Annotated in this window: 30 protein-coding genes and 2 tRNA genes; 14 read left to right on the top strand and 18 right to left on the bottom strand. The window is 66.9% G+C overall.

Annotated features, from left to right (window positions below):
- Genes Q331_RS0105055 through Q331_RS0105030 form a run of 6 tightly spaced genes read left to right on the top strand, consistent with a single transcriptional unit; the run spans nt 1 to nt 2,954 of the window.
- Nucleotides 1-615: a BMC domain-containing protein gene (locus Q331_RS0105055; RefSeq protein ID WP_026379782.1), complete on the top strand. Its 615-nt coding sequence runs from the start codon at nt 1-3 to the stop codon at nt 613-615.
- Nucleotides 612-1,055: a hypothetical protein gene (locus Q331_RS20080; protein WP_051630601.1), complete on the top strand. Its 444-nt coding sequence runs from the start codon at nt 612-614 to the stop codon at nt 1,053-1,055. The genes Q331_RS0105055 and Q331_RS20080 overlap by 4 nt, the downstream gene beginning before the upstream one ends.
- Nucleotides 1,052-1,288: a EutN/CcmL family microcompartment protein gene (locus tag Q331_RS0105045; RefSeq protein WP_026379781.1), complete on the top strand. Its 237-nt coding sequence runs from the start codon at nt 1,052-1,054 to the stop codon at nt 1,286-1,288. The genes Q331_RS20080 and Q331_RS0105045 overlap by 4 nt, the downstream gene beginning before the upstream one ends.
- A 55-nt stretch (nt 1,289-1,343) precedes the next feature.
- Nucleotides 1,344-1,628 (top strand): BMC domain-containing protein, encoded by a 285-nt coding sequence (locus tag Q331_RS0105040; RefSeq protein WP_026379780.1) that lies wholly within the window; start codon nt 1,344-1,346, stop codon nt 1,626-1,628.
- Between the two features lie 28 nt (nt 1,629-1,656).
- Nucleotides 1,657-2,286, top strand: a complete 630-nt coding sequence (locus Q331_RS0105035; RefSeq protein ID WP_026379779.1) for a microcompartment protein — start codon at nt 1,657-1,659, stop codon at nt 2,284-2,286.
- Entirely contained in the window at nt 2,283-2,954 is a 672-nt protein-coding gene (locus Q331_RS0105030) for a cysteine hydrolase family protein (RefSeq protein ID WP_026379778.1), read from the top strand. Before Q331_RS0105035 ends, Q331_RS0105030 begins: the two co-directional genes overlap by 4 nt.
- Before the next feature lie 27 nt (nt 2,955-2,981).
- Here Q331_RS0105030 and Q331_RS0105025 read toward each other — a convergent pair whose 3' ends face one another.
- From Q331_RS0105025 to Q331_RS0105010, 4 genes are read right to left on the bottom strand one after another with little or no spacing between them, the layout of a single operon-like run.
- On the bottom strand, nt 2,982-3,740 hold the full coding sequence (locus Q331_RS0105025; RefSeq protein WP_026379777.1) for a maleate cis-trans isomerase family protein: 759 nt from the start codon (nt 3,738-3,740) through the stop codon (nt 2,982-2,984).
- A gap of 5 nt (nt 3,741-3,745) precedes the next feature.
- Nucleotides 3,746-4,906, bottom strand: a complete 1,161-nt coding sequence (locus Q331_RS0105020; RefSeq protein ID WP_026379776.1) for a M24 family metallopeptidase — start codon at nt 4,904-4,906, stop codon at nt 3,746-3,748.
- On the bottom strand, nt 4,903-6,381 hold the full coding sequence (locus Q331_RS0105015) for a M81 family metallopeptidase (protein WP_026379775.1): 1,479 nt from the start codon (nt 6,379-6,381) through the stop codon (nt 4,903-4,905). Before Q331_RS0105015 ends, Q331_RS0105020 begins: the two co-directional genes overlap by 4 nt.
- Nucleotides 6,382-6,394: 13 nt before the next feature.
- A complete protein-coding gene (locus tag Q331_RS0105010) occupies nt 6,395-7,198 on the bottom strand; it encodes an IclR family transcriptional regulator (RefSeq protein ID WP_026379774.1) in 804 nt (267 codons plus the stop codon).
- A 203-nt stretch (nt 7,199-7,401) separates the two neighbouring features.
- Here Q331_RS0105010 and Q331_RS0105005 point away from each other — a divergent pair, with 203 nt between their 5' ends.
- The 7 genes from Q331_RS0105005 to Q331_RS0104975 all read left to right on the top strand — a co-directional run bounded on the left by Q331_RS0105005 (nt 7,402) and on the right by Q331_RS0104975 (nt 12,392).
- The gene (locus Q331_RS0105005; protein ID WP_051630596.1) at nt 7,402-8,187 is read left to right on the top strand and encodes an amino acid ABC transporter permease; all 786 of its coding nucleotides are present in this window, start codon (nt 7,402-7,404) and stop codon (nt 8,185-8,187) included.
- 2 nt (nt 8,188-8,189) lie between these two features.
- Nucleotides 8,190-8,855, top strand: a complete 666-nt coding sequence (locus Q331_RS0105000) for an amino acid ABC transporter permease (RefSeq protein ID WP_026379772.1) — start codon at nt 8,190-8,192, stop codon at nt 8,853-8,855.
- Nucleotides 8,856-8,880: 25 nt separating this feature from the next.
- Nucleotides 8,881-9,627 carry an amino acid ABC transporter ATP-binding protein gene (locus Q331_RS0104995; protein ID WP_051630594.1) on the top strand — a complete coding sequence of 249 codons (747 nt, stop codon included), beginning with the start codon at nt 8,881-8,883 and terminating at the stop codon, nt 9,625-9,627.
- A 63-nt stretch (nt 9,628-9,690) separates the two neighbouring features.
- Entirely contained in the window at nt 9,691-10,473 is a 783-nt protein-coding gene (locus Q331_RS0104990; RefSeq protein ID WP_034491090.1) for a substrate-binding periplasmic protein, read from the top strand.
- Nucleotides 10,474-10,546: 73 nt separating this feature from the next.
- The gene (locus Q331_RS0104985) at nt 10,547-10,924 is read left to right on the top strand and encodes a RidA family protein (RefSeq protein ID WP_210164912.1); all 378 of its coding nucleotides are present in this window, start codon (nt 10,547-10,549) and stop codon (nt 10,922-10,924) included.
- Nucleotides 10,925-10,965: 41 nt separating this feature from the next.
- Nucleotides 10,966-11,643, top strand: coding sequence for an RraA family protein (locus Q331_RS0104980; RefSeq protein WP_051630592.1), 678 nt, complete (start codon nt 10,966-10,968; stop codon nt 11,641-11,643).
- 8 nt (nt 11,644-11,651) lie between these two features.
- The gene (locus tag Q331_RS0104975) at nt 11,652-12,392 is read left to right on the top strand and encodes an SDR family oxidoreductase (RefSeq protein ID WP_026379767.1); all 741 of its coding nucleotides are present in this window, start codon (nt 11,652-11,654) and stop codon (nt 12,390-12,392) included.
- Between the two features lie 105 nt (nt 12,393-12,497).
- Here the strand turns inward: Q331_RS0104975 and Q331_RS22895 are convergent, their stop codons facing one another.
- The 12 genes from Q331_RS22895 to Q331_RS22885 form a co-directional block, all read right to left on the bottom strand.
- Entirely contained in the window at nt 12,498-15,056 is a 2,559-nt protein-coding gene (locus Q331_RS22895; protein ID WP_026379766.1) for a mechanosensitive ion channel family protein, read from the bottom strand.
- 95 nt (nt 15,057-15,151) lie between these two features.
- A complete protein-coding gene (locus tag Q331_RS22890) occupies nt 15,152-16,045 on the bottom strand; it encodes a DUF1214 domain-containing protein (RefSeq protein WP_051630590.1) in 894 nt (297 codons plus the stop codon).
- Nucleotides 16,046-16,803: 758 nt separating this feature from the next.
- Nucleotides 16,804-16,879 (bottom strand) — tRNA-Phe (locus Q331_RS0104960).
- 131 nt (nt 16,880-17,010) lie between these two features.
- Nucleotides 17,011-17,205 carry a DNA gyrase inhibitor YacG gene (gene yacG, locus Q331_RS0104955; RefSeq protein ID WP_026379764.1) on the bottom strand — a complete coding sequence of 65 codons (195 nt, stop codon included), beginning with the start codon at nt 17,203-17,205 and terminating at the stop codon, nt 17,011-17,013.
- A complete protein-coding gene (locus tag Q331_RS0104950; RefSeq protein ID WP_026379763.1) occupies nt 17,202-17,837 on the bottom strand; it encodes a Maf-like protein in 636 nt (211 codons plus the stop codon). The genes yacG and Q331_RS0104950 overlap by 4 nt, the downstream gene beginning before the upstream one ends.
- Before the next feature lie 39 nt (nt 17,838-17,876).
- Entirely contained in the window at nt 17,877-18,095 is a 219-nt protein-coding gene (infA, locus tag Q331_RS0104945; protein WP_026379762.1) for a translation initiation factor IF-1, read from the bottom strand.
- A 138-nt stretch (nt 18,096-18,233) separates the two neighbouring features.
- Nucleotides 18,234-18,686 carry an arsenate reductase/protein-tyrosine-phosphatase family protein gene (locus Q331_RS0104940; RefSeq protein WP_034491086.1) on the bottom strand — a complete coding sequence of 151 codons (453 nt, stop codon included), beginning with the start codon at nt 18,684-18,686 and terminating at the stop codon, nt 18,234-18,236.
- Nucleotides 18,683-19,162: a UPF0262 family protein gene (locus Q331_RS0104935; protein ID WP_026379760.1), complete on the bottom strand. Its 480-nt coding sequence runs from the start codon at nt 19,160-19,162 to the stop codon at nt 18,683-18,685. Before Q331_RS0104935 ends, Q331_RS0104940 begins: the two co-directional genes overlap by 4 nt.
- Nucleotides 19,163-19,171: 9 nt before the next feature.
- Nucleotides 19,172-20,464 (bottom strand): histidinol dehydrogenase, encoded by a 1,293-nt coding sequence (hisD, locus tag Q331_RS0104930; RefSeq protein WP_026379759.1) that lies wholly within the window; start codon nt 20,462-20,464, stop codon nt 19,172-19,174.
- Between the two features lie 17 nt (nt 20,465-20,481).
- Nucleotides 20,482-20,934 (bottom strand): DUF2948 family protein, encoded by a 453-nt coding sequence (locus tag Q331_RS0104925; protein WP_026379758.1) that lies wholly within the window; start codon nt 20,932-20,934, stop codon nt 20,482-20,484.
- A 149-nt stretch (nt 20,935-21,083) separates the two neighbouring features.
- Nucleotides 21,084-22,373, bottom strand: a complete 1,290-nt coding sequence (gene murA / locus Q331_RS0104920) for a UDP-N-acetylglucosamine 1-carboxyvinyltransferase (RefSeq protein ID WP_026379757.1) — start codon at nt 22,371-22,373, stop codon at nt 21,084-21,086.
- 54 nt (nt 22,374-22,427) lie between these two features.
- On the bottom strand, nt 22,428-22,610 hold the full coding sequence (locus Q331_RS22885) for a hypothetical protein (protein ID WP_026379756.1): 183 nt from the start codon (nt 22,608-22,610) through the stop codon (nt 22,428-22,430).
- A 234-nt stretch (nt 22,611-22,844) separates the two neighbouring features.
- Between Q331_RS22885 and Q331_RS0104910 the strand changes: the two genes are divergently transcribed.
- Nucleotides 22,845-22,919, top strand: a tRNA-Thr gene (locus tag Q331_RS0104910).
- Nucleotides 22,920-22,997: 78 nt separating this feature from the next.
- Here the strand turns inward: Q331_RS0104910 and Q331_RS0104905 are convergent.
- Together Q331_RS0104905 and Q331_RS20055 are read right to left on the bottom strand one after the other, a co-directional pair.
- Nucleotides 22,998-24,326 carry a globin-coupled sensor protein gene (locus Q331_RS0104905; protein WP_026379755.1) on the bottom strand — a complete coding sequence of 443 codons (1,329 nt, stop codon included), beginning with the start codon at nt 24,324-24,326 and terminating at the stop codon, nt 22,998-23,000.
- A gap of 155 nt (nt 24,327-24,481) precedes the next feature.
- On the bottom strand, nt 24,482-24,775 hold the full coding sequence (locus Q331_RS20055) for a 4a-hydroxytetrahydrobiopterin dehydratase (protein ID WP_034491155.1): 294 nt from the start codon (nt 24,773-24,775) through the stop codon (nt 24,482-24,484).
- Between the last annotated feature and the right edge of the window lie 46 nt (nt 24,776-24,821).

Here is a 24,821-nt window from a genome sequence, read left to right as displayed (position 1 = left end):
ATGGCCGAGCTCCGCTCCTTCATTTTCATCGACCAGCTGCAGCCGCAGACGCTCGCCTATCTCGCCACCTGGATGCGGGGCAGCCTGCCGCGCCGCAACATGGCGGCGCAGGTCATCGAGGTCGCCCCGGGCCTGCATATCGAGGCACTGACCGATGTGGCGCTGAAGGGCGCGGAGGTGAAGGCGGGGCTTCTCGTCGTGGAGCGCCAGTTCGGCACCTTGGAGTTTCACTCCAAATCGACCGCCGAGGTGCAGGCCGGAGCGCAGGCGGTGCTCGATGCGCTCGGCGCGCGCAAGGAGGATGCGGCCCCGCCGAAGATCCTCACCTCCAAGATCGTCACCCGCATCGACCACCAGCACGCTTTTCTCATCAACCGCAACACCATCGGCTCGATGATCTTAGGCGGCGACAGCCTTTTCCTTTTGGAGTGCCAGCCGGCTTCCTACGCCATTCTTGCCTGCAACGAGGCGGAGAAGGCGGCCAACGTCAAGCTCATCGACTACCGCATGATCGGCGCCAACGGGCGCGTCTATCTCGCCGGCGACGAGGCGGAGATGCGCAATGCCAGGAGCGCCGCAGAGGACGCCCTCAGAGAGCTCGGAGCGCGCCGATGAGCGATCTGCGCGCCATGATCCGCGAGGTCCTCGCCGAGGAGCTGGAGCGGCTGGGAGGCGGCGCGGGCGCCGCCCGGCCGGAGCCGCGCCAGGAGGTGGTGACGCTTCGCACCAACCAGAATCTCGCCGCCTTCGTCAGCCGTCTGTTGCGGCTCGCCGAGGATGACAAGCTTCGTGCCGACATCGCCGCCGGGCGCTACGTCTTCCGGCTCGGCCCCGGCGGCGCCCCGCCGCTTGAGGCGCATCGGCCGGCGGCGCCTTCGCCGAGCGCCGCGCCGTCCGCCGTGCGCTTTGAGCGCGGCCTCGTCACGGAGCGCGACGTCGCCCGGCTGCCGGAGGGGCTGCGCAGCGTCTCGGCCGCCAAGGGCGTGCGCTTCACCCCGCTTGCCGGCGACGAGCTGCGTCGGCGCGGCATCAAGATCGAAAGGGCCAGCACATGATCCGAGGACGCGTGACCGGCCGGGTCTGGTCGACCAAGCATGTGGAGACGCTGCCGAACGGCGCCCTTCTGGAGGTGGAGACGGAGGACGGCGGCCGGCTGATCGCCTTCGATCCGCTCGGCTGCGCCGAAGGCGAGGCGGTGCTCGTTACCCAGGGTTCCGTCGCCGCCGGCTATTTCACCAAGGCACGCGCGCCGGTGGACGCGCTCATCATCGGATCGATCGACGAATAGGCATGACGGGCGCCGGGGCATCGTCCCCCGGGCCCTCAAGAGAAGGAGAAAGGCAATGGCCAACCAGGCACTTGGAATGATCGAAACCCGCGGCTACGTGCCGGCGCTCGCCGGGGCCGACGCCATGGTGAAGGCGGCGAATGTGGAGATCGTCTCGCGCAACGAGGTCGGCGGCGGTCTCGTCTCCGTGGTGGTGCGCGGCGATGTCGGCGCGGTGAAGGCGGCGACGGAGGCAGGTGCGGAAGCCGCCAACCAGGTCGGCGAGGTGACCGCCGTCCACGTCATCCCGCGCCCGCACCAGGACCTCGGCAAGCATTTCGACGCCGCCGCGGCGAAGTGAAAGGTAAGACCGGCGAAGGGGCCGCGCCATGACCGAGCTGAGGGTCTATCTGCCTATTGACGATCTTAGGCCGCAATTCGCCGCCTATCTGTCGAGCCCGACGCGGGCGCGCGGCTATCCGCCCTTCGCCGGCCAGCACAGCCTCATCATCGAGGTGGCGCCGGCGCTGGCCATCCACCGCATCGCCGATCTGGCGCTGAAAGAGGCGCCGGAGATGGAGCCGGGCATTCTCTTCACGGAGCGCCAGTTCGGGCTCTTGGAGCTGCATTCCAGCGACAAGGCAGAGGTGGAGGCGGCCGGCAAGGCGATCCTCGCCGGCATCGGCGCCAAGGCGACGGACCAGCTCGCCCCGACCATCCTTTTCCACGACATCATCGAGGACCTTTCCGACCAGCACGCCATCATCCTCAACCGCTCGCGCGACGCTTCCATCCTGGTGCCGGGCGTCTGCCTGCTCATCTACGAGATGGCGCCGGCGCTGTTTGCCTGCGTGGCCGCCAACGAGGCGGAGCGCGCCGCGCCGGGCGCGGTGATCAACGACGTGCAGATGATGGGCGCCTCCGGCCGCCTCTTCCTTTCCGGCACCAAGGAGGAGATGGTGCGGGCGCGCGAGGCGATCACCACGACGCTGGAGGCGGTGAAGGGGCGAAAGGCATGAGCGACTGGAAGACGGCTTGGCGCAGCTTCTATTACGAGGACGCGCCGGAGCCGGAAGATATCGTCCTGGTGGCAGAAGAGACCGCCGTTCTCGTCATCGACATCCAGAACACGTACCTGGAGCCCAAGGAGACGGAGGAAGAAGAAGCCCGCTGGGCGCCTTTTTCGGAGCGCCTCACCGGCATGGTGATTCCCAACACCAAGAAGCTGATCGAGCTTGCCAGGGCCCGCGGCGTGGAGGTCGTCTACGCCCGCATCGCCTGCCAGACGAAGGACGGGCGCGAGCGTTCCCTGAGCCACAAGAAGCCGGGCTTCAACGAGCTTCTCCTGCCGGCGAGCCGCAAGGATAGCGAGATTGTCGCCGAGCTGGCGCCTGAGGGCGACGAGATCACCGTCATGAAGACGACGGACAGCGCCCTGACCGGCACCAATCTGAGGCTCATCCTCGCCAACATGGGCATCCGCAACGTCATCGCCGCCGGCCTCTTCACCGACCAGTGCGTCAGCTCCACGGTGCGCAGCCTCGCTGACGAGAGCTTCAACGTCGTCCTCGTGGAGGATTGCTGCGCTGCCGCGACCATGGAGCTGCACGAATGCGAGCTGAAGATCATCAACATGATCTACTGCCACGTGGTGCGGCTGGAGGATATTCCCGGCTTCATCCGCTGAACGGCGGCCGGACGATGCCCGCCGCGTTCAGCCGCGGGCCTGGCCGGCGAGAAGGCGCCCGAGCCCTGAGACGGGGATGGGGCGGTCGGCGATCTGCATGGCGTGCCAGAGCGAAACCGCGTTGGCGCTGAGCACCGGGCGCTGTAGCCGCGCCTCCAGGGCCTCGATCGCGGCGAAGGTCGGCAGCGCCGTATCGGGGATGAGGAGCGCCTCGGCATCTGGCGCCATCGCCCCCGCCGCAGCCTCCACCAGTGCTTCGGTGGCGAATTCGGAGGAATTCCAGCCGCTGTCGAAACCGAGGCTCTTCATGTTGAGCGCTTCGATGCCGAATTCGCTGAGGAAGGCGAGGAAGATCGCCGCCGTCTCCTCAGGATAGGTGGCGAGCACGCTGACCCGCCGCACCCCGAGCGCCGCCGCCGCTGCGGGAAAGGCGAGCGAGGTGCTGGTGGCGGCAACGCCTGTGGTCCTGGCGAGGGCTGCCGCCTGCTCCTCGGCGAAGCGCCTTCCGTTGATGAAGCTGCCGCTGGTGCAGGCCCAGACCAGAACGTCGAGCGGCACGGCGGAAAGCCGCCTCGCCGCCTCGCCGATCCACTCAACGCGCGCCGTCTGGCGCAGCGCGTCGGGATGATGGTCGGCGCCGTCGACGACGCCGTGCCGGGCCCGGCTGAAATAGACCCGCGCCGCCTCGCCGCTGGCGGCCTCGAAGCGGTAATAATCGCCCTCGCAGCCGCCGCCCGGAAAGACGAGGCCGATGCGCAGCTTCTGGCTTGCCCGATCGCTTTGCATGGTCCTTACACCCGGTCGAGCCCGAGGGGGAGGGCGCTCAGCGCCTCGCAGCCCGTCTCGGTGACGACGACGGTGCGGCTCTGGCCGACGCCGAAGACGCCGAGCTTGCGCAGGGTCATGGGGAAATGGAAGGTCATGCCCGCTTCCAGCGGCCGGTGGTTGCTGCGGGTGATCTGCATGTCGCCGCCGACGATCCAGGTAGGGGGAAAGCCGATGCCGACCGAATAGCCGTAGAAATCGTGAAACAGGATGCGATCGCGGATGCGGTCGACGATATTGGAGCCGGCCATGGCCACCTCCGCGGCCGTGGCGCCGGGCTTCATCGCCTCCATCATGGCATTCAGCGCGTCGGTGCCGGCCGAGGCGACCTCTTCCACGAAGGGATCGCGCGGCGTGCCGAGGACGGCGGTGCGCATCAGCGGCGCGTGGTACCAGTGGATCGCCGGCGAGCATTCCAGGAACACCGTGTCGCCCTGTGCGATCACCTTGCCGATCTGCGCGTGATGGGGCACGCCCGAGCGCTCGCCCACCGCCACCATCGGGAAGATGGAAAAGCCCTGCGTTCCGCCGGCAATGAGGGCGCTCGCCATGGCGTCGGTGATGGTGCGGTCCGTGACGCCGGCGCCGATGGCGGCGATAGCCGCCTGCATGGCCGCGTCGGTGACGGCCTGCGCCTGGCGCATCACGGCGATCTCGGCTTGCGACTTGACCGCCCGCACATCCTCCACCAGGCCGGTGATGTCGGCGATCTCCGCGCTCCCCATGGCGGCGGAAAGGGCGGCGTGCCGCGCCGGGCTGAGGAAGCCGCCGCCGGCTTCAAGGCCGATCCGCCCGCCGGCGAGGCGCCGGTCCTTCAGCGCCCGGACGGTGGCCTCCACGGGCTCCGCGCCATTGCCGAAATAAACCGGATCGCAATCGGTGGCGGAGGCGTTGAAGCGGCCCTGCTCGAACTGCCACAGCACCATGAAGGGGGGGCCTTCGAGCGGCACGATAAGGCACTGGTAGTCCCAGATGTTCAGCGTGTGATGGCCGCACAGATAGTAGATGTTGGCCGCATCGTGCAGGACGATTGCATCGACGCCCCGTGCCTGCATCTTCGCGCGAACTTTCTCGCGCCGCTCGGAGAATTCCTCGGCGGCGAAAACGTCCTCCCGGGCCATGGTCATGAAGCGGCTCTTTCCTGCTTGAGGTCGGTATCGGAATCGAGCGGCCAGATCGGCCGCGGCGCTTTGCGGTAATGCTCCGCTCTGAGGCTCGCCGGGCAGATGCCGGGCGTGTCGGCGATGAGGATGCGCCGGGCGATCGGCTCGAAGGCGGCGCGCCAGGCGATTGCCGATTTGACGACGATGACCGGTTCGGCGGCCGGGTCGATGCCGACGGAGGTCAGGATGCCCTGGTCGAAGGGCATGGTCCTCAGGCTCGTCAGCACAACCTTCAAATCGCCGTGGCGGATGACGGCCGTCTCGCCCATCAAGGTGAGAAAGCCGGTCATATAGCTGCTGCTATTGGTGAAGGAGGCCTCGCCGAGCCAGACGATCTCGCCGGCAAGCCGCACCGGCTCGCCGTGCTCCCTGTCGGCCTTGGCGCCGACGAGAGCCTCGAAGGTGGCGCCGAGGCCGGCCGCTTTCGCCTGCCCGACCGCCTCAGGATCGGTGATGACGACAACGCCGCCGAGCCCGGCCTCGATGAGTGCGGCAAGCACGGCGGTGCCGTCGCCGGCGCTGCCGCCGCCGACATTGTCGGAGGGGTCGACGACGATCGTCGGTCGCGCATCGGCAGCGGCAAGGGCTGCCGAAAGATCCTTCAGCGCGACGAGATCGGGGGTGAAGCGCTCGCGGGCCTGCCATACGCTCTCCGCCAGCCGGTCGGCGGCCGCGTCCGCCGCCTCCTGCGAGGCGCCGTAGGCCAGAAGCGTGGCGCCGAGATGCGGGCTGTCGGCATAGGCAAAGCCCATCGCCAGCGAGGCGCTGAGGATGCCCGGCGCGGCGAGAACCGTCTCCAAATCGTCCATGATGGGTGCCATCGCCGCATCGCCGGTCGCCTGGACGAGTGGCACCGTGATGAGTGGCAGCTTGCGCATCGCCCTTGCCGGCGGGGCGCCTTCCTTGACGCTTACCCGCGCCACCTCGCGGCCGCGCTCGGCCATGTCGGTATGCGGATAGGTGCGGTAGACGCTGACGAAGTTCGCCGCATCGAACAGCGCCGGGCTGATATTGGCGTGATAGTCGAGGGTGACGCCGACCGGCACATCCGGGCCCACGGCCCTGCGCACTGCCGCCACGAAGGCGCCGTCCGGGTCGTCGAGGGTATCCACGATCGCCGCGCCATGCAGCGACAGGACCACCGCATCGACGGGGCCGGAATTGGCCAGCATCGCAAGCAGCCGGCTGAGCAGCTCCACATAACAGGCATGCTCGATCGTGCCGGAGGGCACGGCCGCCGCGAACAGCAGCGGCACGGCCTCGTGGCCGTTCTCCGCCAGCCAGTCGAGCATGCCGCCGATCTCGCTGTTGGTGCCGGCGAAGGTCGGCGCCAGATCCGCGCTTTCGGCGTATTGATAGGCGCGAAAATCCTCGATGCGGGTGCGCCGTTGCGCCCGCGTATTGGTCTCGTGGTAGAAGCCGCCGACTGCAACGCGCATGGGATGCGTTCGCTCAGGCGGTGTTGGCGGCGTCGGCGGGATGATAGCCGAGCCGGCGCGAGATCGCCGCCGCCATGGCGCGCAGGGTCGGCACCGTGGCGGCGATCTTCTCTTCCGTCATGCGCACGGCCGGCCCGGAGACGCTGATGGCGGCGATGGTGCGTCCGTCGCAATTGACGATGCCGCTCGCGACGCAGCGCACGCCCTCGAAATGCTCCTCGTTGTCGACCGCCCAGCCGCGGCTCGCCGTCTCCTCAAGGGCCATTTCCAGCGCCTCGCGGTTCATGATCCGGTTGCCGTAGCCGGGCTCGAAGGAGATGCCGGAGATGAGCGCCTGGCGCTCCGCCTCCGGCCTGGAAGCCAACATGACCTTGCCGAGTGCCGTGCAATGCACCGGCTCGCGCGTGCCCAGCTCGCCGGCCATGCGCAAGGGCTGTGGGGAATCGATGCGGTTGACGACGACCACCTCGTCGCCGTCCAGGACGCCGAGGAACACTGTCTCTCCGGTCGCCTCCGCCAACTCGTGCAGATAGCTGTCGGCAATGCTGTGCAGATTGATGTTGCGGCTGTGATCGGCGGCGATCTTGAGGGCCCGCGGACCGAGATGGTAGCGCGAGGATTCCGGGTCCTGATCGAGCATGTCGCTGGCCTGCAGCGAGGCCAGCACCCGGCTCGCCGTTGCCGGCGTCAGCCGCAGCGCCCGCGCCAGCTCTCGCACGCCCACCCCCTGGCGCGACTGTGCGATGAATTCCAGCGCGTCCATGGCGTTCAAGATGGCGCGTATGGGCGCGTCTTCAGCCTGTAAGTCCCGAGACATTGTCACCTTCCGAAAGGGGTTGCCTGTCTAAGACCGCTGGCTTTTCGGGGCTTGAGCCCTGAATCGCCGTGGCGTCGAGGCAGACCTTAACGACAAAATTCACAAAAGGGACTCGACATGTCAACAAAAAGTTGGAACAGTGTTACACGAAATCAGGGTCAGTGTTCATATGACCCTGGGGAGAAGCGCGACTGGGCATTGGCATGGGTCTCTTTGACGAGCTGATTGAAGCTTCGGGTGGCCGTTACATCCGCGCCGGCCTGACCATGCTCTTGGTCGGCGCCGTTGTGCTGGGGCTGCTCAGCGTGAACTGGCCGATCGTCAAAGGCTTGGACTTTGCCGTCTTGTGGCAGTTCCGTTGGGCATTGTTGCAGGGTCTTGTGATGACCCTGCTTCTGACGGCCGCCGCCGCCGCCTGCGGCATCTTCTTCGGCACCCTTCTGGCCATCCTGACCCAGGTTCCCTTCGCTCCCGCGCGGTGGTTCGCGATCGGCTATGTCGAATTGTTCCGCAACACCCCCATCCTGGTGCAGGTGCTGTGGATTCATTTCGCCCTGCCGCTCGTCTCCGGCGTCAACACCAGCGCCGTCGTCAGCGGCGTCATCGCCATCGTCCTGCAGGCCAGCGCCTATTTCGGCGAGATTGTGCGCAGTGGCATCAGGGCCGTGCCGCCCGGCTATTGGGAAGCTTCCGACGCGCTCGGCATCCCGCGCACCACGCGCTGGCGCCGGGTCGTTTTGCCCCCCGCCTTCCGCATCATGATCCCGCCCTTCGTCAACATGACGATCAGCTTCTTCAAGGCTTCCGCCATTCTCACCGTGCTGCAGGTGGGTGAGCTGATGACCGTATCGACGCGCATCGCCAACGCCGTCTTCAAGCCGATCGAGATCCTGACGGTGGCGGCGCTCATCTACTTCGTCTTCGGCTACGCCATCAGCCAGTCGACGCACTGGCTGGAGCGCTCCCTCGCTAAGCGGGAGGGCCGCTAGCCGTGACCTTCGATCTCAACGCCCTTCAGGCCGACTACCCGCTTCTCTTTGAGGGCCTGCTCGTCACCCTGCGCATCGTCGGCTACTCCATTGTCTTCGGTGCCATCGGCAGCGTCGTCCTGTGCATGGGCAAGCTGTCCGGCAAGGGGCCCGGCTACCGCGTCGCCGTCTTCATCATCGATTTCTTCCGTACCATCCCGGAAGTGGTGCTGATTTTCTGGGTCTATTCCTGCCTGCCGCTGCTTTTCGGCCTGCGCATGTCGGCGGAGGTCAGCGGCGTCGTCGCCCTGTCCCTGTTCGTCGCCGCCAATGTCGCGGAGATCCTGCGCGCCGGCATTCTTTCGACCGATCGCGGCCAGCTGGAGGCGGCCTTTTCGCTCGGCACCCCGGTAACGACGATCTGGCGGCGCATCGTGCTGCCGCCGGCGCTGCGCCGGATGCTGCCGAATTTCGTCAATTTCCTCACCGAGCTCCTGAAGGCCTCGAGCCTCCTGTCGACCATCGGCGTTGCGGAGATGGTCTACCAGGCGACCGTGCTGGGCAACGAAACCTTCGCCTATCTGGAATTCCTGACGGCCGTCGCGGTGCTCTACTTCCTGCTGATTTTCCCGCTGAGCCTTTACGTGCGCTACGCCGAGGGCCGGCACACCAAGAGGATATCGCGGTGAGGCTCCAAACAAGGGTGGAAAGACGATGACGCTCAACGCCGGAAGCGAAGTCATCCGCTGCACCGACGTGGTCAAGCGGTTCGGCGATTTCCTCGCCCTCGATCACGTCTCCACATCCGTCCATGCCGGCGAGGTCGTCTGCGTCATCGGCCCGTCCGGTAGCGGCAAATCCACCTTGCTGCGCACCATGAACGGCCTGGAGACCATCGATAGCGGCGAGATCGACATCCTCAATCATCGCCTGCCGGGCCCGCGGCGCGAATTGGAGACGATCCGGCGCCGCGTCGGCATGGTCTTTCAGAATTTCAATCTCTTCAATCATATGTCGGTGCGCGACAACCTCGTCCTGGCGCCGATGTCGGCCCGCAAGACGCCGCGCGCGGAAGCCGACGCCTCGGCGGAGAAGCTCCTGGCGCGCGTCGGCATCGCCGAGCAGATCGACAAATACCCCGCCCAGCTCTCCGGCGGCCAGCAGCAGCGCGTCGCCATCGCCAGGGCGCTCGCCATGCAGCCGGAGATCATGCTCTTTGACGAACCGACCTCCGCCCTCGACCCGGAGATGGTCAACGAGGTGTTGGACGTCATGCGCGATCTCGCCCGCGCCGGCATGACCATGGTCGTCGTCACCCACGAGATGGGCTTCGCCCGCGAGGTGGGCGACCGCATCCTCTTCATGGCCGACGGCCAGCTCCTGGTCGACGCCCCGCCCGAGACCTTTTTCACCGCTCCGAGCGACGAACGACAGAAGACCTTTCTGTCGAAAGTCCTCTGACCGCGCGCCCCCGCGCAAACGGCCGGCGCCAACGCGTCGGCGCCTGTAACCCGAGGAGGGAACATGAAACGGAAATTGTTGCTGGCTGCCGCTCTCTCGGCAGCGATCGCCGCACCCGGCATGGCCGCGGCCGCGGACAACCAGGTTCAAGAGATCCGCGACCGCGGCGTGCTGCAGGCCTGTCACGCCGAAGCTTTTCCATGGGCGGTGAAGGACCCGGCCACCAATGAATGGAAGGGCTCCGACGTGGAAGCTGCCAACAATCTCGCCGAAGCCATGGGCGTTGAGGTGGAGCATGTCGACGCCACTTGGGGCACGCTGATCCCGAGCCTGGAGGCCGGCAAGTGCGACATCGTCATGGCGCCGATGTTCCGCACGCCCGAGCGTGCCATGCGCATTCTGTTCTCCGAGCCGACCGGCTTTGAGACCAAGAGCATCACCATCGGCCCGAATGCCGGCGTGGCGAGCTACGAGGAGCTCGACCAGGAGGGCAAGGTCGTCGTCGTCACCTCCGGCGCCGCCGACGAGAACTTCGCCAAGCGCTACTTCCAGAACGCTGAGGTGAAGGCCCTGGTTACCGACAAGCTTTCCACGCTCCTCGTCGACGTCGCCAGCGGCCGCGCCGACGCCATGGTCACCGACACGGCTTCGGCCAAGAAGCTGGTGTCGGAGAACCCGTCCATGAACGTCTCCATTCTGGAGCCTGATTCCCCGCTCGATCCGCAGGGCTATTCCTACGGTATCCGCAAGGGCGAGTACCATTTCCTGCATCTGGTGAACGTCTGGCAGGAGGCCGCCGAGCAGCAGGGCCTCAAGGCCCAATGGTCGGAGATGTTCAGCCAATAGCTCCCCCCGACTGGTCCCGCCTCGCCGCAGGCTTGCGGCGGAGCGGGGCCGCTTTCTTCAAGAAGAGGACATGATGATAGAACGCATCGGCGTCGATCCGAACACGCCCCTACCGCTCGCCCCGGCCGTACGCGCCGGCGACTTCGTCTTTCTTTCCGGCCAGGCGGCGCTCGACGAGACCGGCACGATCATCTCCGGCAACATCGCCGCGCAGACGGAGCTGACCATCCAGCGGATCATCGCCGTTCTGGAACAGTGCGGCCTGACGCTCGACGACGTCGTCAAGACCACCGTCTGGCTGGACGACGCGCGCGATTTCGGCGCCTTCAACAAGGTCTATGCCAAGCATTTCGGCAAGGCGCCGCCGGCGCGCTCCACCGTGGTTTCGCCCCTCGTCGTCGACGGCAAGATCGAGATCGAGGTCGTCGCCTACGCCCCCAAAGCTGCGTGACGCGGGCCGAGCCCGCAATTCTTTTTGAAGGACGTGAAACCATGAGCGAACTGCCGACGACGATCGAGGAAGCCATCGCGCTGTGCCGCAACGAACTCTATGCGGCGGTGCTGTGCGACACGCTCGACACCCACGGGCTGCACAATCAGTCGCCGCGCTGCGGCCTGCGCCTCATCGATCCGACGAAGCCCCTTTGTGGTATCGCCAGGGTCGGCATTTACATGCCGGTCTACCACGACAACAAGGAGCTCGACGTCTATGGCGAGGAGATCGATCTCGTCGACAGCCTGAAGCCCGACGAGGTGCCCGTCCTCGCCTGCCACGGCATCACCCGCGTCGCGCCCTGGGGCGAGCTTCTGTCGACCCGGGCGCAGGTGCTCAAGGCGGGCGGCTGCCTCACCGACGGCTCCATCCGCGACGTCAACATGATCCGCAAGATGGGCTTCCCGGTGGTCAGCGCCGGCAGCAACCCGGTCGACACCAAATACCGCGGCAAGCTGGTCCTCTACGACGTGCCGGGCGAGATCGCCGGCGTTCCGATCAATAGCGGCGACCTCGTCTACGCCGACGAGGACGGCATCGTCTTCGTGCCGAAGGACAAGATCCTGGAGGTCGTCGGCGCTGCCCTCACCAAGGTTCGCCGGGAGACGACGGTACGCGAGGAGCTGGCCGCGGGGCACACCCTGCGCGACATCTTCACCCGTCACGGCATCTTGTGAGACCGGCGATGGCAAGGCTTGCAGGCAAGACGGCCTTCGTCACGGCGGCAGGCGCGGGCATCGGCCGCGCCTGCGTGGAGGCCTTTCTGCGCGAAGGCGCCTCCGTCGTGGCGAGCGATATCGACGAGGCGGCCATCGCCGATCTCGCCGACACGCACGGCGCCGTCCGTGCCCGGCGCCTCGACGTGACCGACGCGGCGGATATCCGCCGCGCCGCCAAGGAGGCCGGCGAGGTCGACATTCTTCTCAATGTCGCGGGCTGGGTGGCGAACGGCACCATCCTCGATTGCTCGCGTCAGGACTGGGATACCTCGCTTCTCGTCAACGCCACCTCCATGTACGAGACCTGCCGGGCCTTCCTGCCCGGCATGCTGGATCGCCAGGCCGGCAGCATCGTCAACGTCGCCTCCGTCGTCTCCTCGGTGAAGGGCGCGCCGAACCGCTTCGCCTACGGCACCAGCAAGGCGGCGGTGATCGGCCTGACCAAATCGATCGCCGCCGATTTCGTCGGCAAGGGCGTACGCTGCAATGCCATCTGCCCGGGCACGGTCGACACGCCCTCGCTGCATGAACGGCTGCGGGCGAGCGGCGACTTCGATGCCGCCATGGAGGCCTTCAAGGCGCGCCAGCCCATGGGGCGGCTCGGTCGGCCGGAGGAGATCGCCAGCCTGGCGCTGCATCTGGCCTCCGACGAATCCGGTTTCACCACCGGCACCGTCTCAATGGTCGACGGCGGCTGGAGCATTTAGAGCTTTCGCCGCAGCAAGCATTGGCGCGGGCCGCCGCCCTGGCGGCCGGCGCCGCTTGCCGCGCACGCGGGAAGGCGAGGGCGTTCCGCCCTCCGCCCGCTCCGCTCACGATTTTGCGCCTTGGGCTTCCTCGGTAGCGAGAACGGCCGTGGCCGCGGCCGCTCGTGCGCGCATGCTCGGTGCGGCGCTGCCGGCCTCGCCGCGTTCGTGGTCCTCCTCCGCCGCGCCCGCGGTTGGCGTGTCGACGATGACGCGCTTGGGCGCGAATTTGATGCCGTTCTCCGCGAAAGCCTGCTGGATCTTCTGGTAGAGGACCTTGCGCACGCCCCATTGCTGGTTCGGCTTGGCCATGAACTTGCCGGAGACGATGAAGCCGGAATCGTCCATCTTGGTGACGCCTTGCGACTTGAACGGCTGCAGGAAACAGGGACCGATCTCCGGGTCTTCCAGCATCTCCGCGCCGATCCTCTTGAAGATCTTGCGCACGAGGTCGATGTCGGTGTCGAAGGGCACGCGGAAGCGCAGCTTCATGATCACCCAGTCGCGGCTGTAGTTGGTGACCTGGCCGATAGCGCCATAGGGGATGGTGTAGACCGGGCCGAGATAGTGGCGCAGCACCAGCGAGCGGGCGTTGAACCTCTCCACGGTGCCGCCGATCCCGCCGACCTCGACGTACTCTCCCATCCGGAAGGCGTCGTCCATCAGGAAGAAAAGGCCTGAGATAAGATCCTTCACCAGGGTCTGCGCGCCGAAGCCGACGGCCAGGCCGATAACGCCGGCGCCGGCGATCAGCGGGCCGATATTCACGCCCATGGAGGAAAGCACGATCATCACCGCCATGACGGCGATGGAGATCTGCACGAAGCGGCGGACGATTGGAAGGATGGTCTGCAGCCGCGAGCCCGCGGCCCCTCCGGGTCCCTCCTCGGCTTCGCCTTGCTGCGGCCGCTTGCCTTTCTCTTCGGCCAGCTTGCGGTCGATCCAGGAGGCGACGAGTGTCCAGGCGACATAGCCGAGCAGCGCGACGAGGCCGACATTGAGGAGGACGCGCAAGGCGAACTGGGCGAGCGGATAGTCCTGGGCCTTGGAGTAGATGTCGATGCCGATCACCAGCGCGAAGGCGAAGAGGGAAACGACCAGCACGGCCATGGAGATGACCCGCTTGCGCACGTGCCGCTCGTGCATCAGGTCCGATGGAGCTTGGTCTGACACCGCCGTCACGGCGGCTTCGTCCTGCACCTGGCTTGGTGTCGGCGGTGTTTCGGACGCGGCGACCAGCTGCGCCGCGACGGGCGCCTCGGGGACTGCCGGCCCCCAGGAATCTCCTGTCCCCACGGCACCGGCTGGTCCCCCGGCATCCGCTGGCACGGGCTTCAGCTTCGTCCTGATCCGCTCGCCGTCATCGGGATCGGTGACGTAGACGGCCTGTCTTTTTCTCACCTCCACGGGCATGTCGGGGGCGAGAATACCGCTTGCCACCGCCGTCACATAGGGATTGAGCACGAACAGGATGATGAAGCCGAACACCGCGTCCAGCGGATCGTAGTCGAAGCCGAGAAGCAGGTTGTAGACGCCGATGAGAAAGGCGGTGGCGACATAGGCGAGGGCGAGCGCGTACCAGCTCCAGCTCGCCGCGCCGCCGGCCCAGCGCGGCATCGTGACGGAGCCCATCGCCACGTCGACGGCGCGCAACAGATGGCGGCGGTAGCGCCACAGGAAGACGAAGCTGGCGGAGGTGAAGATGAGGGCCGACACTAAGGCGCCGAAGCGCCAGGTGTCGTGGTCCACCCCCCAGAGGCGCCCGAGCGCGCCGAAGAGCAGAAGCAGGGAGCCGATCACCGCCACCCGTCGCGTGCCGCGCACGAAATGCGCCGCCGCCTCGTCGTCGACCGGCATGATGCGCCAGCGGGGATGGTCCGGCAGGAAGATGAAACGGGTGAGCGCCACCGCGACGCGGGTCATGAGGATCGCCAGAAGCACCACGATGACGAGATCGCGGCGCTCCACATGGCCGCTCCAGATCGACAGGAAGGCGGCGGCAAAGCCGCCCGCGAAAACCGCGATGGCCCCAAGTGAGTGGCCGAGCTGGCCGAGCGCACGCTTCAGCTTTTCCTTCACGGTTTCCGCGGGCGCCGCTTCGTAGCGCGCGATCATGCCGCGGGTGAGCATGCGGTAGAGATACTCCGCGGCGGCGCCGGCGAGCGACAGGCCGAGGATATAGGCGATCACCATCGCGATGCCGCCGCCGCCAATGGTGATGCCGAGCTTTTCCTGCATCACCCGGCCGTATTCACCGAAGAGGTCGTCCGCCCGTGCCAGTACGGTGACGAGGTTCTCGCGCAGAGCCGTGCCGTTGGCGCGAAGCGCCGCGATGGAGCTGAGTGCCGTGGTGTTGCCGGCGGCGCTCTCAGCGGCCGGAGCGCTCTGTTGCAGATAGTAAAGCAGCAGGCCACGGGCCTGCTCGTCGGTGAGCTTGCCAACGAGGGCTTCCCGCTCACCGACGTTGAGGGGCGCAAGCTCGTCGGCCGTCGTCTCTGCGACCTTCGAGCTCTCCGCCGTGCCCTGCGCCGCGGCGGGCTGGACCAGCAACACGGCGATGCCGATGAGAATGCCGGCGCACGCGCTCGCGCATAGGCGAGTGATCGAAAGCTTGTCTGCTGCCATCGTGCTCAGCCACTCTTTCCTGCACTCATGGGTGTTACGCTAGCATAGAGTTGTCGCTTCGGCTGGCATAGGATGTTTCTTGTCCATGACGGGCCTTACGTCAGTTTCTCAATGGCGGGAGGATGCCATTGCCGCGTGAGAACTGATGATTTTGAGTTGTATTGGCGCAAGATCAGGTAGAACGGGCCTTGTGGCGCTGGCATCCAATTGGCGCGCGCCATCTCGCCTCTCGGCTGTTGATGCGAGATGATGACGACGAGGCGTCTCTGCTCCTCGTCCTCGTAGATGAGGGCCTTGCTATGCTTGTCGATGGCGTGGCGGCCGCGCGGCGTCTCGGGGTGAAGCTGTGTGTCGTGCTCGTAGAGCGTCATCGACCAGAAGGCGGCGGCAGGCGGCACTGGCTGGAAGCGTATTCGATAAACATGCGCGCCTTGCAGCGGCCGGTCGGCGGCGTCGACAGCGCCGATGTGGCAGATGCTGACCGCCTCGCGCAACGCCTCGCGCCAGGGCCAGGCGCTTGCCGCCTTGCCTGGCAGATCGTCGTGCATCTCCGGCTCGAAAGCCGTCCTGATCCAGCCGTTATGCGGCTTGGGGAAGCTTCTTGCGCCGTCTTCGGCAAGGGCATTCCTGGCAAGGTTTCCGATGGCAAGGCCAACCGCTGGAATGCCCAGGGGCGCCCTCCGGCCGCCTTGGCGATGCGCCACCATTTTCGGCGGCAATGCCTGGATTGCCGCATTCGCCGCAGATCGCGGCATGCCGGAGAGCGTCGGGTTCGCCATGGCCGGATCTCGGGCAGAAGCGGCGGCCCCAAGGGCTGCGTGCGCCCAATGCGCAGCCGGATAGGTCGGCATCGCCGCGCCGCGATGATTGCCGCCGTGCCACCAGGGAGGAAGGGCCTCCTGGAGAAGCCGCACCGTCGCGGCGGCGGCCGGGGCATGGGCAAACAGCTTCATCGGCTTGACGTCGGCCAGGTGACGGGAAGAAGCCAAGAAGCATGTCGGGCCGCGGCCGGCTATTCATTTTGCGCCAAGCCGCCCGGCCTGTCGCCGCCGTCGTGGCGGGGTGTTCGCCTCGCTCCAAGCGCCGCGCGAAACTTTCCCCTGAAGTGCCTGCCATGCGACGGGCGCTCTCAAACGGAAGCTCGGCCCGGGGCGCGGGCGTGTCTCGGCGGAGGCCGCGCCGGCCTTGCTGCGGGGCGTCTGGCAAAGTGGCGCATCATCGGCTCTGAGAGCGGCCTCGTTCGCTCATTCCTGTGGGCTGTCCATCCTTGGGGCCCCAAATGCTTCGTCTTGTAACGGCCACGCACTGGCCATCGTCTTGGATGAACGATCTCCTCAGATTCCGCAGCTGGTCTGCTTGTGGCCGTCGAGAAAACCTCGCAAAGGTTGCGGTTGGCCTGCGCGTCAAAGGCAATATAGATGGAAAATGCAAGTTTATATAAAAATGATATTTCGGCACAATCATCTTAGATTGATTGAGGCGTAATTTTTAAAGTTCTGAGAAAAATCGAAATCTACGAGACTGAAGCCATCCAGAGGTTATGGCTTCGTCAACTTCATATCGCGCAAAACCGGAAGGAGCCACGTGGGTAGCGGCCTCCCGCTTCATGTGGGTAACGCCGAATCGCTACCCGCAGATAGCTGCGTTGCACGGGTCTGGCATGTTCCGCGGTGTGCACGACACGTGCCCAAAACCAGCAGAAATCCGGGCTTTTGGAGGCTCTATGTTCGGCTATATGCGGGAGGGATGGTGCCCAGGGGCGGAATCGAACCACCGACACGCGGATTTTCAGTCCGCTGCTCTACCAACTGAGCTACCTGGGCATTGCGCCGGAAGGGCCGTTCGGCTCCGGAGCGAGCGGGTTATAGGAGAGCCGGCCGGCCCTGTCCAGCCGCTCTTGCACTGGTGGTAACCTTGCCGCGACGGTGCCGCGCCAAGGGCGGGCGCAAGCCGGCTAGGCCTCGTCTTCTTCGCCGCCGATCTCGCGCACCTTCTCGCCGGGGATGGCGTAGGCGCCGCCGAGCCAGCGGTTGAGGTCGACCTCGCGGCAGCGGCGCGAGCAGAAGGGCCGCTCCTCAGCGCTCGCCGGCTTGCCGCAGATGGGGCAGCGCTCGCCGCTGGCGCCATGGCGGCGCGGCTTGGCGCTCATGCCGGCTCCAGCCATTTCTCGTAGACGGCGAAATGCTCACCCGAAAGCAGCGACATGGTTTCAAACAGCGGTAGGCCGACAACGTTGGAATAGGAGCCGACGAGCTTGACCACGAAGGCGCCGGCCCTTCCCTGGATGGCGTAGCCCCCGGCCTTTCCCTGCCATTCGCCGGAAGCCAGATAGGTGTCGATTTCCTCGCGCGACAGCCGCTTGAAGCGCACGCGCGTCTCCACCAGCTTCTGCCGCGCCGCGCCTTTCGGCGTCATCAGGCAGATGGCGGTATAGACACGGTGGGCGCGCCCGGAGAGAAGCCTCAGGCAGGCCGCCGCCTCCTCCGTCACCTCCGGCTTGGGCAGGATGCGCCGGCCGACCGCCACCGCCGTGTCGGCGGCGAGCACATAGGCCCCTTCCAGCGCCGGGTCGCGCTGGGCGGCGCGCATGGCCACTTCCGCCTTGGTGCGTGCCAGACGCCGCGCCATGGAGCGCGGCAATTCCTTGCGCTCCGGCGTTTCCTCGATGCCGGCGGGCAGGAGCCTGTCCGGATAGATGCCGATCTGCTCCAGAAGCTGCAGGCGGCGCGGCGAGCTGGAAGCGAGGACCAGCGGGGCTGGCGGATGCTTGTGGCGGTTCATGGCCTTGAAGGGCCCCTCGTCAGGCCGAAAGGCCGATCACTATTTGTAGCGGTAGGTGATGCGCCCCTTGGTCAGGTCGTAAGGCGTCATCTCCACGAGAACCTTGTCGCCGGCGAGCACGCGAATGCGATTCTTGCGCATACGTCCCGCCGTATGCGCGATAATCTCGTGATCGTTCTCCAGCCTGACGCGAAATGTCGCGTTCGGCAGAAGCTCGGTCACCACGCCGGGAAACTCCAATACCTCTTCTTTGGCCATTGATCACCTTGTGTTCAGCCGGGTCGGCGCGCTTACCTACCCCAAACCTCAGGATGTGTGAACCGTTTCCGCTGCGCGGCTGCTCTTGCGCGAGATCGTGGCGGTTGGCACCCGCCGGCGGCTCCATCGATCGACGATCTAGCGCGCCTTGCTCCCCTCCACCAGGCGGGCGCGAATTTGCCGGGCCAGCCGCTCGCGCAGGGCGCGGTATGCGCCGAGGATTTGCTCGCGGCTGCCGGTCGCGAGCGTCGGGTCGGGCGTTGGCCAGTATTCCACCTCAATCGCCGTGGTGCGCGTCAGCTCCAGCGCCCGGTGATGCGCCTCCGGCGACAGCGTGATGGCGAGATCGAAATTGAGATCCTCAAGGTCCTCAAGGCTTTGCGGCTCGCGCTCCGCGGGCGAGAGGCCCGCCTCCGCCAGCACTGCGTCGACGAAAGGATCGCGCCGCCCGGGAGCGATGCCGGCCGAGGCGACATAGACGTTCGGCCCCAGCGCCTGGCGCGCCAGCGCCTCCGCCATCGGCGAGCGCACGGAATTGCGCCCGCACAGAAACAGGATCGAGGCCGGCCGGCCGGCCACGCCGAGGCTCATCCGCGCCAGTGTAGCACGCAAACGAGAGTGAAGAGCCGCCGCGCCGTGTCGAAATCGACCTCGATCTTGCCGGCCAGCCGCTCCTGCAGGAGACGCGAGCCCTCGTCGTGCACGCCGCGCCTTCCCATGTCGATGGCTTCGATGCGCGAGGGCGAGCCCATCTTGATGGCCTCGTAGTAGCTCTCGCAGATGACGAAGTAGTCCTTGACGATCTTGCGGAAGGGCGTCAGCGACAGGATATGCGTCATCACCGGCGTTCCGTCCTCCTGGCGCACGTCGAAGACGAGGCGGCGCTCGGCGATGGCCAGGTTGAGCCGGTAGGGGCCTTCCGTGTCGCCGATGGGCGCAAAGCGATTCTCGTCGATGAGGTCGAAGATGGCGACCGCCCGCTCATGCTCGATATCGGGCGGGCCGCGGCCGATGGAATCGTCGAGCTCGACAGCGATCAGCCGGTCCGTGCCCGTGCCCTTCGCCATGGGCCAGGCTCACCGGTTCATGCGGATGGCGATGGCGCGCGCATGCGCTTCCAGGCCCTCGGCGCGCGCCAGCGCCACGGCCGCCGGCCCGAGCTCGGCGAGCGCCTCCGGCGAGCAGGCGAGGATGGAGCTGCGCTTCATGAAGTCCAGCACCGACAGGCCTGAGGAGAACCGCGCCGAACGCGCCGTCGGCAGGACGTGGTTGGAGCCGCCGACATAATCGCCGATGACCTCCGGCGTGTGGCGGCCGATGAAGATGGCCCCGGCATGGCGGATTTTCCCCGCCAGCGCCTCCGCCTCCGCAACGCAGATTTGCAGATGCTCCGCGGCGATGCGGTCGGCAAGGCGCGCCGCCTCGGCAAAGTCGCCGACGGTGATGACGGCGCCGTAGTCGCGCCAGCTCGCCGCGGCGATTTCCCGGCGAGGCAGGAGCCGTAGCTGGCGCTCCACCTCCCGCGCCACGTCCTCGCCGAAGGCCGCATCGTCGGTGATGAGGATCGACTGCGCCACGGCGTCGTGCTCGGCCTGCGACAGGAGATCGGCGGCGAGCCAGGAAGGATCGTTTTCCCTATCGGCGATGATGAGGATCTCCGAGGGTCCGGCGATCATGTCGATGCCGACCGTGCCGAAGACGCGGCGCTTGGCGGCCGCCACATAGGCGTTGCCCGGCCCGCAGATCATCGCCACCGGTGAGATCGTCTCCGTGCCGTAGGCGAGCGCGGCGATGGCCTGCGCCCCGCCGACCCGATAAATCTCGTCGACGCCGGAAATCTCCGCCGCGACGAGGACGAGCGGGTTGAACACCCCGTCTGGCGTCGGCACCGTCATCACCAGCCGCTCCACCCCGGCGACCTTGGCCGGCACGGCGTTCATGATGACGCTGCTCGGATAGGCGGCGGTGCCGCCGGGAACGTAAAGGCCGGCCGAATCGACCGCCCGCCAACGGGTGCCGAGCGTGACGCCGAGCGCGTCCGTTTGACTGGAATCGGCCGGCATCAGTCGCTCCTGGCCAGCCTTCAGCCGGTCGCGCGCCAGCTCCAGCGCCGCCAGCACGTCGGGCGGGCATTCGGCGACGGCCTTGTCGATCTCGGCGCGGGTAATGCGCATGCCGCGGCTGGCCAGATCGATCTTGTCGAAGCGCAAGGTCAGCTCAGCGAGCGCCTTGTCGCCCCTTTGGCGAACATCGGCGATGATGGCGCGCACCGTGTCGTCGACATCGGCCGCCGCCTCGCGCTTGGCGGCGAGAAAGCCGGCGAAACGGGGCTCGAAATCGGCGTCCTGCGTGGAAAGAAACTGTGCCATGGCGGATGCTGTCTTGCTCAGGAGGCCATGTGGCGGGGAATGTGCGGCGTCGACCAGGCCGGCCCGAGATCGGCAAGCTGCGCCTCGATGCATTCCACGCCGAGCTTCATCGTCGCGCCGCCCGCGAAAATGAGCGCGATCGTGCCTGAAGGCGCCTCGTTGGGCGCGAACTCGATGGCCAGCAGCGACAGGACCTCTTCGCCCCGGCTCTTGTCGATGCCGGTGCTGCGCACCGTCTCCACGCGCTCAAAATGCAGCGCCGCGCGTCGCCGCTCGTAGCTTCGCGCCAGGCCCTTGCCGGCGGGCGCGCTCTCCCAGACGAAGCGGTTGAGCGCCAGCACGAGCTTCTTCTCCGCCGGCAGGTAGGTGATGTCGCCCACCTTCAGCACGGCATCCTGGACATGCGCTGAGAGGATCTCAAGGTCCTCTTCGTCAAGTGCCATCAGCTTAAGACGATCGCCCGACGCCATGAAGTTTCCCGTCCTGTCAAGCCTCGCCGGCGCGCGCCGACGCTTGGCGAGGACCTGTTGCCAGGCCCTTGCCCCGAGATTTGTGCCTTAGGCTCTAGGGCGTTGCCGTTGCAAGGGCAAGGCGGGATCGGGGCCGGTTGCCACGCGGCTCAGGCGCGCAGGCGCTCGATCTCGGCGCCGCAGGCGGAGAGCTTTTCTTCCAGGCGCTCAAAGCCCCGGTCGAGATGGTAGACGCGGTTCACCACCGTCTCGCCCTCCGCGGCGAGCCCGCCGATGACGAGTGAGACGGAGGCGCGCAGATCCGTCGCCATCACCTGCGCGCCGGTCAGCTTCTCGACGCCGCGGATCGTCGCCGTCTGGCCGTCGAGACGGATATCGGCGCCCAGGCGCGAAAGCTCCTGCACATGCATGAAGCGGTTCTCGAAAATCGTCTCGGTGATCTCCGAGGTGCCATCGGCGCGGCTCATCAGCGCCATCAACTGCGCCTGCAGGTCGGTAGGAAAGCCGGGGAAGGGCTCCGTCGCCACCGTGACCGGCCGCAAGGGCCCGCCGTTCCTGGCGACGCGGATGCCTTCATTGGTCTCCGTCACGTCGATGCCGGCCTCGCCGAGCGTGTCGAGGGCGGCGCGCAACAGATCCGGCCTGCCGCCACAAAGCGTCACCTCGCCGCCGGTCGCCGCGACCGCCATGGCGTAGGTTCCGGTCTCGATCCGGTCGGGCAGCACCGAATGCTCGGCCGCGTGCAGCGCCCCGACGCCTTGCACGTGGATCTTCCCGGTGCCGGCGCCCTCGATCCGGGCGCCCATCTTGACGAGGCATTCGGCGAGGTCGGCGACTTCCGGCTCGCGCGCCGCGTTTTCGATGACGCTCTCGCCCTTGGCAAGCGCGGCGGCCATCAAGATGGTGTGCGTGGCGCCGACGGAGACGCGCGGAAAGACAACGCGCGCGCCGATAAGGCCGCGCGGGGCCTTGGCGATGACATAGCCGCCTTCCACGGCGATCTCCGCGCCGAGCGCTTCCAGGCCTTGCAGATAGAAATCGACCGGCCGCGTGCCGATGGCGCAGCCGCCGGGCAGGGAGACGCGCGCCTCGCCCATGCGCGCGATCAGCGGCCCGATGACCCAGAAGGAGGCCCGCATGCGCGAAACGAGCTCGTAGGGCGCGGTGGTGTCGACGATCTGGTGCGCGGAGAGCTCCAGTGTCTCGCCGGCCGGCATCTCCTTGGCGAAGCGCTTGCCGCGCACGGCGTAGTCGACGCCGTGATTGCCGAGGATGCGCTTGAGAAGCTGCACGTCGGCAAGTTGCGGCACGTTCTTCAAGGTGAGCGTTTCCGGCGTCAAGAGGCTGGCGATCATCAGGGGAAGCGTGGCGTTCTTCGCCCCGGAGATCGGGATTTTCCCGACAAGGCGTCGGCCGCCCTGGATGCGGATGGAATCCATGTCTTTGCTGTCCCCTTGCGGCGCCGCGCGGATGGGCGGCGCGCCCCTTCGTTTCTATTCCTCTTCGGCTATGGCGGGTGAAGCGGGCTCCAATGTGGCGGCCTTAAGCCCGCTGGTTTCGCGCTTCGCCGGCGACGCGGCCTTGGCCTTTTGCTTGCGCCGCTTCAGATTGGCCCGCAGCGCCTCGGCGAGGCGGGCCTCGCGTGCCGCTTTCTTTTCGCTCTTCGCGCCGTCCATCGTGCCTTCTTAGCGGCAAGCGCCGCTGCACGGAAGGCTGAAGCCGCGCTCCCGCGCCCGGTGACGGATCGGGGCTGGCCCGCGCCGGGCTTGCGCGCAGGACGCGGCACGCCTTGCACAGAGTTGCAAGGCCGCAGCGCTTGTGGCATGGACCGTGCGCCGGCGCGCGGTCTTGGCCGCTCAGGCCGGCTATAGCCTGCCGCCATGGACGCATCGCCGGCCGGGCGGGGCAGGGCCGCAGTAGCTCAGTGGTAGAGCGCACCCTTGGTAAGGGTGAGGTCGGGAGTTCAATCCTCCCCTGCGGCACCAATCTTCATGCCAAAGCCGGCTCGATTGGCGAGGGGCGCTGCCCTCGCCGTATCGGATATCCTTGCCGGCCCCGCGCTCTCAGGCGGCGCGCACCTTCTCCAGAAAGGCGTCGATGTCGGCATGCAGGCGATCCATCTCCGCATCGAGCGTCAGGCGGGCCTCGCCTACCTGGCGGGCGGCATCGCCGGCGCTTGCCGTGGAGCCGCCGAGCGTTCGTAGATTGTCCGCCACGGAGCGCGCGCCACTTGCCGTCTGCTGCACATTCTGGGCGATCTCTGAGGTGGCGGCGGTCTGCTCCTCCACAGCCGCGGAGATGGTCGTGGCGGCGATGTCGACTTCCGAAACGATGCCGCCGATCTCGGCGATGATGCTGTCGGCCTCGCCGGTCGACTGACGAATGGTCTCAACGCGCGAGACGATTTCCGTCGTGGCTTTGGCCGTCTGCGTCGCCAGCGCCTTCACCTCTTGGGCGACGACGGCAAAACCCTTGCCGGCCTCGCCGGCGCGTGCCGTCTCGATGGTGGCGTTGAGGGCGAGAAGGTTGGTCTTGGCGGCGATTTGGTTGATGAGATCGACGACCGCGCCGATCTCCTGGGCGTGCTCGGCGAGCCCCTGCATGGCCGTCTTGGCGCGCTCGGCGCTGGCCACGGCCTCGCTGGCGACGGTGGCGGAGCGGCTCGCCTGCACGGAGATCTCGCGCACGGAGGTGGAGAGCTCTTCGGCGGCGGCGGCGCCGGCCTGCATGTCGGAATAGCCCTGCTCGGCGGTCGCGGCCATCTCGCCTGCGAGCTTGCTGGCGCTCGCCACCGCCTCGTTCATCGAGGTGGCGCTGTCGGAAAGGCTCGCGCTCGCCTGGCGCGAAACGGCGAGGCGTGCATCGATGGCCTCGGAGAAGCGCGCGATCGCCTCGCCGAGTTCCTCGCCGCGGCGCTGGCTCTCCCGCGCTTCCTCGAAATAGGCCGAGAGCGCCAGGTCCATCTCCAGCATCGCGGCCTTGCTGAGCGCCCGCTGCCAGGAAAGGCGCGTCCGCTCGCGCAGGCGCAGACCGTGCACATGGCGGCAAAGGTGATCGAGCAGGAAAGCATAGCCGCCGATATACCAGCGCGGCTCCAGGCCGATCTTGAAGTGAACGAGCCCGACGCGACGGGCGCTATCGCAATATTCTTTGTCGAACCTTCCCGTGAACAAACGCGTCCAATGGCCGGTCTGCAGCTTCACCAGGCGGTCGTGTTGTGCGCCCAGGAGCGCGGCGATATCCGGGAAGCGCGCAAGATGGACGTAGAAGGCGGCGAGGATTTCCGGCAGTGCCGGCTCGACCTTCGGCCACATATCGCGCAGCGCCTGGCGCTCTTCTTCGTTCAGTCCGGCAAATCGAAGTCGTTCTGCCATATCGGCATCGGCGTTCATCATGTTCCCCCGTCGCAATTCCGACGCTTCCGCCATGGCTAATCTGCATTGCATGAAGCTTGCCGGCGGGTGCGCGGCCCGCGATGGGGACGCGGTGTCGCAGGTCGGGCCGGCGTCGGGGCCGGTGCCTTGGAGGAAGGCCGTGCCGACGGCGCTCAGGCGAGGAGGGTGTCGATCTTCTCCGCCAGCGAGAAGTCGCGGTCGGTCAGCGCGTCGACGTCGTGGCTCTTCAAGGCGATGTCGAGCGCGCCGTATCGGACGGTGAGGTCGGGATGATGGTCGGCCTTCTCGGCGATGTGGCCGATGGCGTTGGCGGCCAGAAGGCTCGCCGTGAAGTTCTTCGTCTTGAACTTGCGGCAAAGCATGCCCTCTTCCACGCGCCAGTCCGGCAGGCGGCTTTGCGCTTCGCGCTCCGCCTCGTCCTTTGAATAGCGGCGCTCTTCAGCCATGCCTGCCTCCCTGGTTGTTGGAAATGGCCTGGCGGGCGATATCGGG

This window comes from Afifella pfennigii DSM 17143 (assembly GCF_000688515.1).
Lineage (GTDB): Bacteria > Pseudomonadota > Alphaproteobacteria > Rhizobiales > Afifellaceae > Afifella > Afifella pfennigii.
The sequence above is the reverse complement of the archived record's forward strand: the minus strand, read 5'-3'. Positions and strand labels throughout refer to the sequence as shown.

Coding starts and splice junctions, on each gene's coding strand:
- Q331_RS0105055 (WP_026379782.1), top strand. CDS start 1: ATGGCCGAGCTCCGCTCCTTCATTTTCATCGACCAGCTGCAGCCGCAG.
- Q331_RS20080 (WP_051630601.1), top strand. CDS start 612: ATGAGCGATCTGCGCGCCATGATCCGCGAGGTCCTCGCCGAGGAGCTG.
- Q331_RS0105045 (WP_026379781.1), top strand. CDS start 1,052: ATGATCCGAGGACGCGTGACCGGCCGGGTCTGGTCGACCAAGCATGTG.
- Q331_RS0105040 (WP_026379780.1), top strand. CDS start 1,344: ATGGCCAACCAGGCACTTGGAATGATCGAAACCCGCGGCTACGTGCCG.
- Q331_RS0105035 (WP_026379779.1), top strand. CDS start 1,657: ATGACCGAGCTGAGGGTCTATCTGCCTATTGACGATCTTAGGCCGCAA.
- Q331_RS0105030 (WP_026379778.1), top strand. CDS start 2,283: ATGAGCGACTGGAAGACGGCTTGGCGCAGCTTCTATTACGAGGACGCG.
- Q331_RS0105025 (WP_026379777.1), bottom strand. CDS start 3,740: ATGCAAAGCGATCGGGCAAGCCAGAAGCTGCGCATCGGCCTCGTCTTT.
- Q331_RS0105020 (WP_026379776.1), bottom strand. CDS start 4,906: ATGACCATGGCCCGGGAGGACGTTTTCGCCGCCGAGGAATTCTCCGAG.
- Q331_RS0105015 (WP_026379775.1), bottom strand. CDS start 6,381: ATGCGCGTTGCAGTCGGCGGCTTCTACCACGAGACCAATACGCGGGCG.
- Q331_RS0105010 (WP_026379774.1), bottom strand. CDS start 7,198: ATGTCTCGGGACTTACAGGCTGAAGACGCGCCCATACGCGCCATCTTG.
- Q331_RS0105005 (WP_051630596.1), top strand. CDS start 7,402: ATGGGTCTCTTTGACGAGCTGATTGAAGCTTCGGGTGGCCGTTACATC.
- Q331_RS0104995 (WP_051630594.1), top strand. CDS start 8,881: ATGACGCTCAACGCCGGAAGCGAAGTCATCCGCTGCACCGACGTGGTC.
- Q331_RS0104990 (WP_034491090.1), top strand. CDS start 9,691: ATGAAACGGAAATTGTTGCTGGCTGCCGCTCTCTCGGCAGCGATCGCC.
- Q331_RS0104985 (WP_210164912.1), top strand. CDS start 10,547: ATGATAGAACGCATCGGCGTCGATCCGAACACGCCCCTACCGCTCGCC.
- Q331_RS0104980 (WP_051630592.1), top strand. CDS start 10,966: ATGAGCGAACTGCCGACGACGATCGAGGAAGCCATCGCGCTGTGCCGC.
- Q331_RS0104975 (WP_026379767.1), top strand. CDS start 11,652: ATGGCAAGGCTTGCAGGCAAGACGGCCTTCGTCACGGCGGCAGGCGCG.
- Q331_RS22895 (WP_026379766.1), bottom strand. CDS start 15,056: ATGGCAGCAGACAAGCTTTCGATCACTCGCCTATGCGCGAGCGCGTGC.
- yacG (WP_026379764.1), bottom strand. CDS start 17,205: ATGAGCGCCAAGCCGCGCCGCCATGGCGCCAGCGGCGAGCGCTGCCCC.
- Q331_RS0104950 (WP_026379763.1), bottom strand. CDS start 17,837: ATGAACCGCCACAAGCATCCGCCAGCCCCGCTGGTCCTCGCTTCCAGC.
- infA (WP_026379762.1), bottom strand. CDS start 18,095: ATGGCCAAAGAAGAGGTATTGGAGTTTCCCGGCGTGGTGACCGAGCTT.
- Q331_RS0104940 (WP_034491086.1), bottom strand. CDS start 18,686: ATGAGCCTCGGCGTGGCCGGCCGGCCGGCCTCGATCCTGTTTCTGTGC.
- Q331_RS0104935 (WP_026379760.1), bottom strand. CDS start 19,162: ATGGCGAAGGGCACGGGCACGGACCGGCTGATCGCTGTCGAGCTCGAC.
- hisD (WP_026379759.1), bottom strand. CDS start 20,464: ATGGCACAGTTTCTTTCCACGCAGGACGCCGATTTCGAGCCCCGTTTC.
- Q331_RS0104925 (WP_026379758.1), bottom strand. CDS start 20,934: ATGGCGTCGGGCGATCGTCTTAAGCTGATGGCACTTGACGAAGAGGAC.
- murA (WP_026379757.1), bottom strand. CDS start 22,373: ATGGATTCCATCCGCATCCAGGGCGGCCGACGCCTTGTCGGGAAAATC.
- Q331_RS22885 (WP_026379756.1), bottom strand. CDS start 22,610: ATGGACGGCGCGAAGAGCGAAAAGAAAGCGGCACGCGAGGCCCGCCTC.
- Q331_RS0104905 (WP_026379755.1), bottom strand. CDS start 24,326: ATGAACGCCGATGCCGATATGGCAGAACGACTTCGATTTGCCGGACTG.
- Q331_RS20055 (WP_034491155.1), bottom strand. CDS start 24,775: ATGGCTGAAGAGCGCCGCTATTCAAAGGACGAGGCGGAGCGCGAAGCG.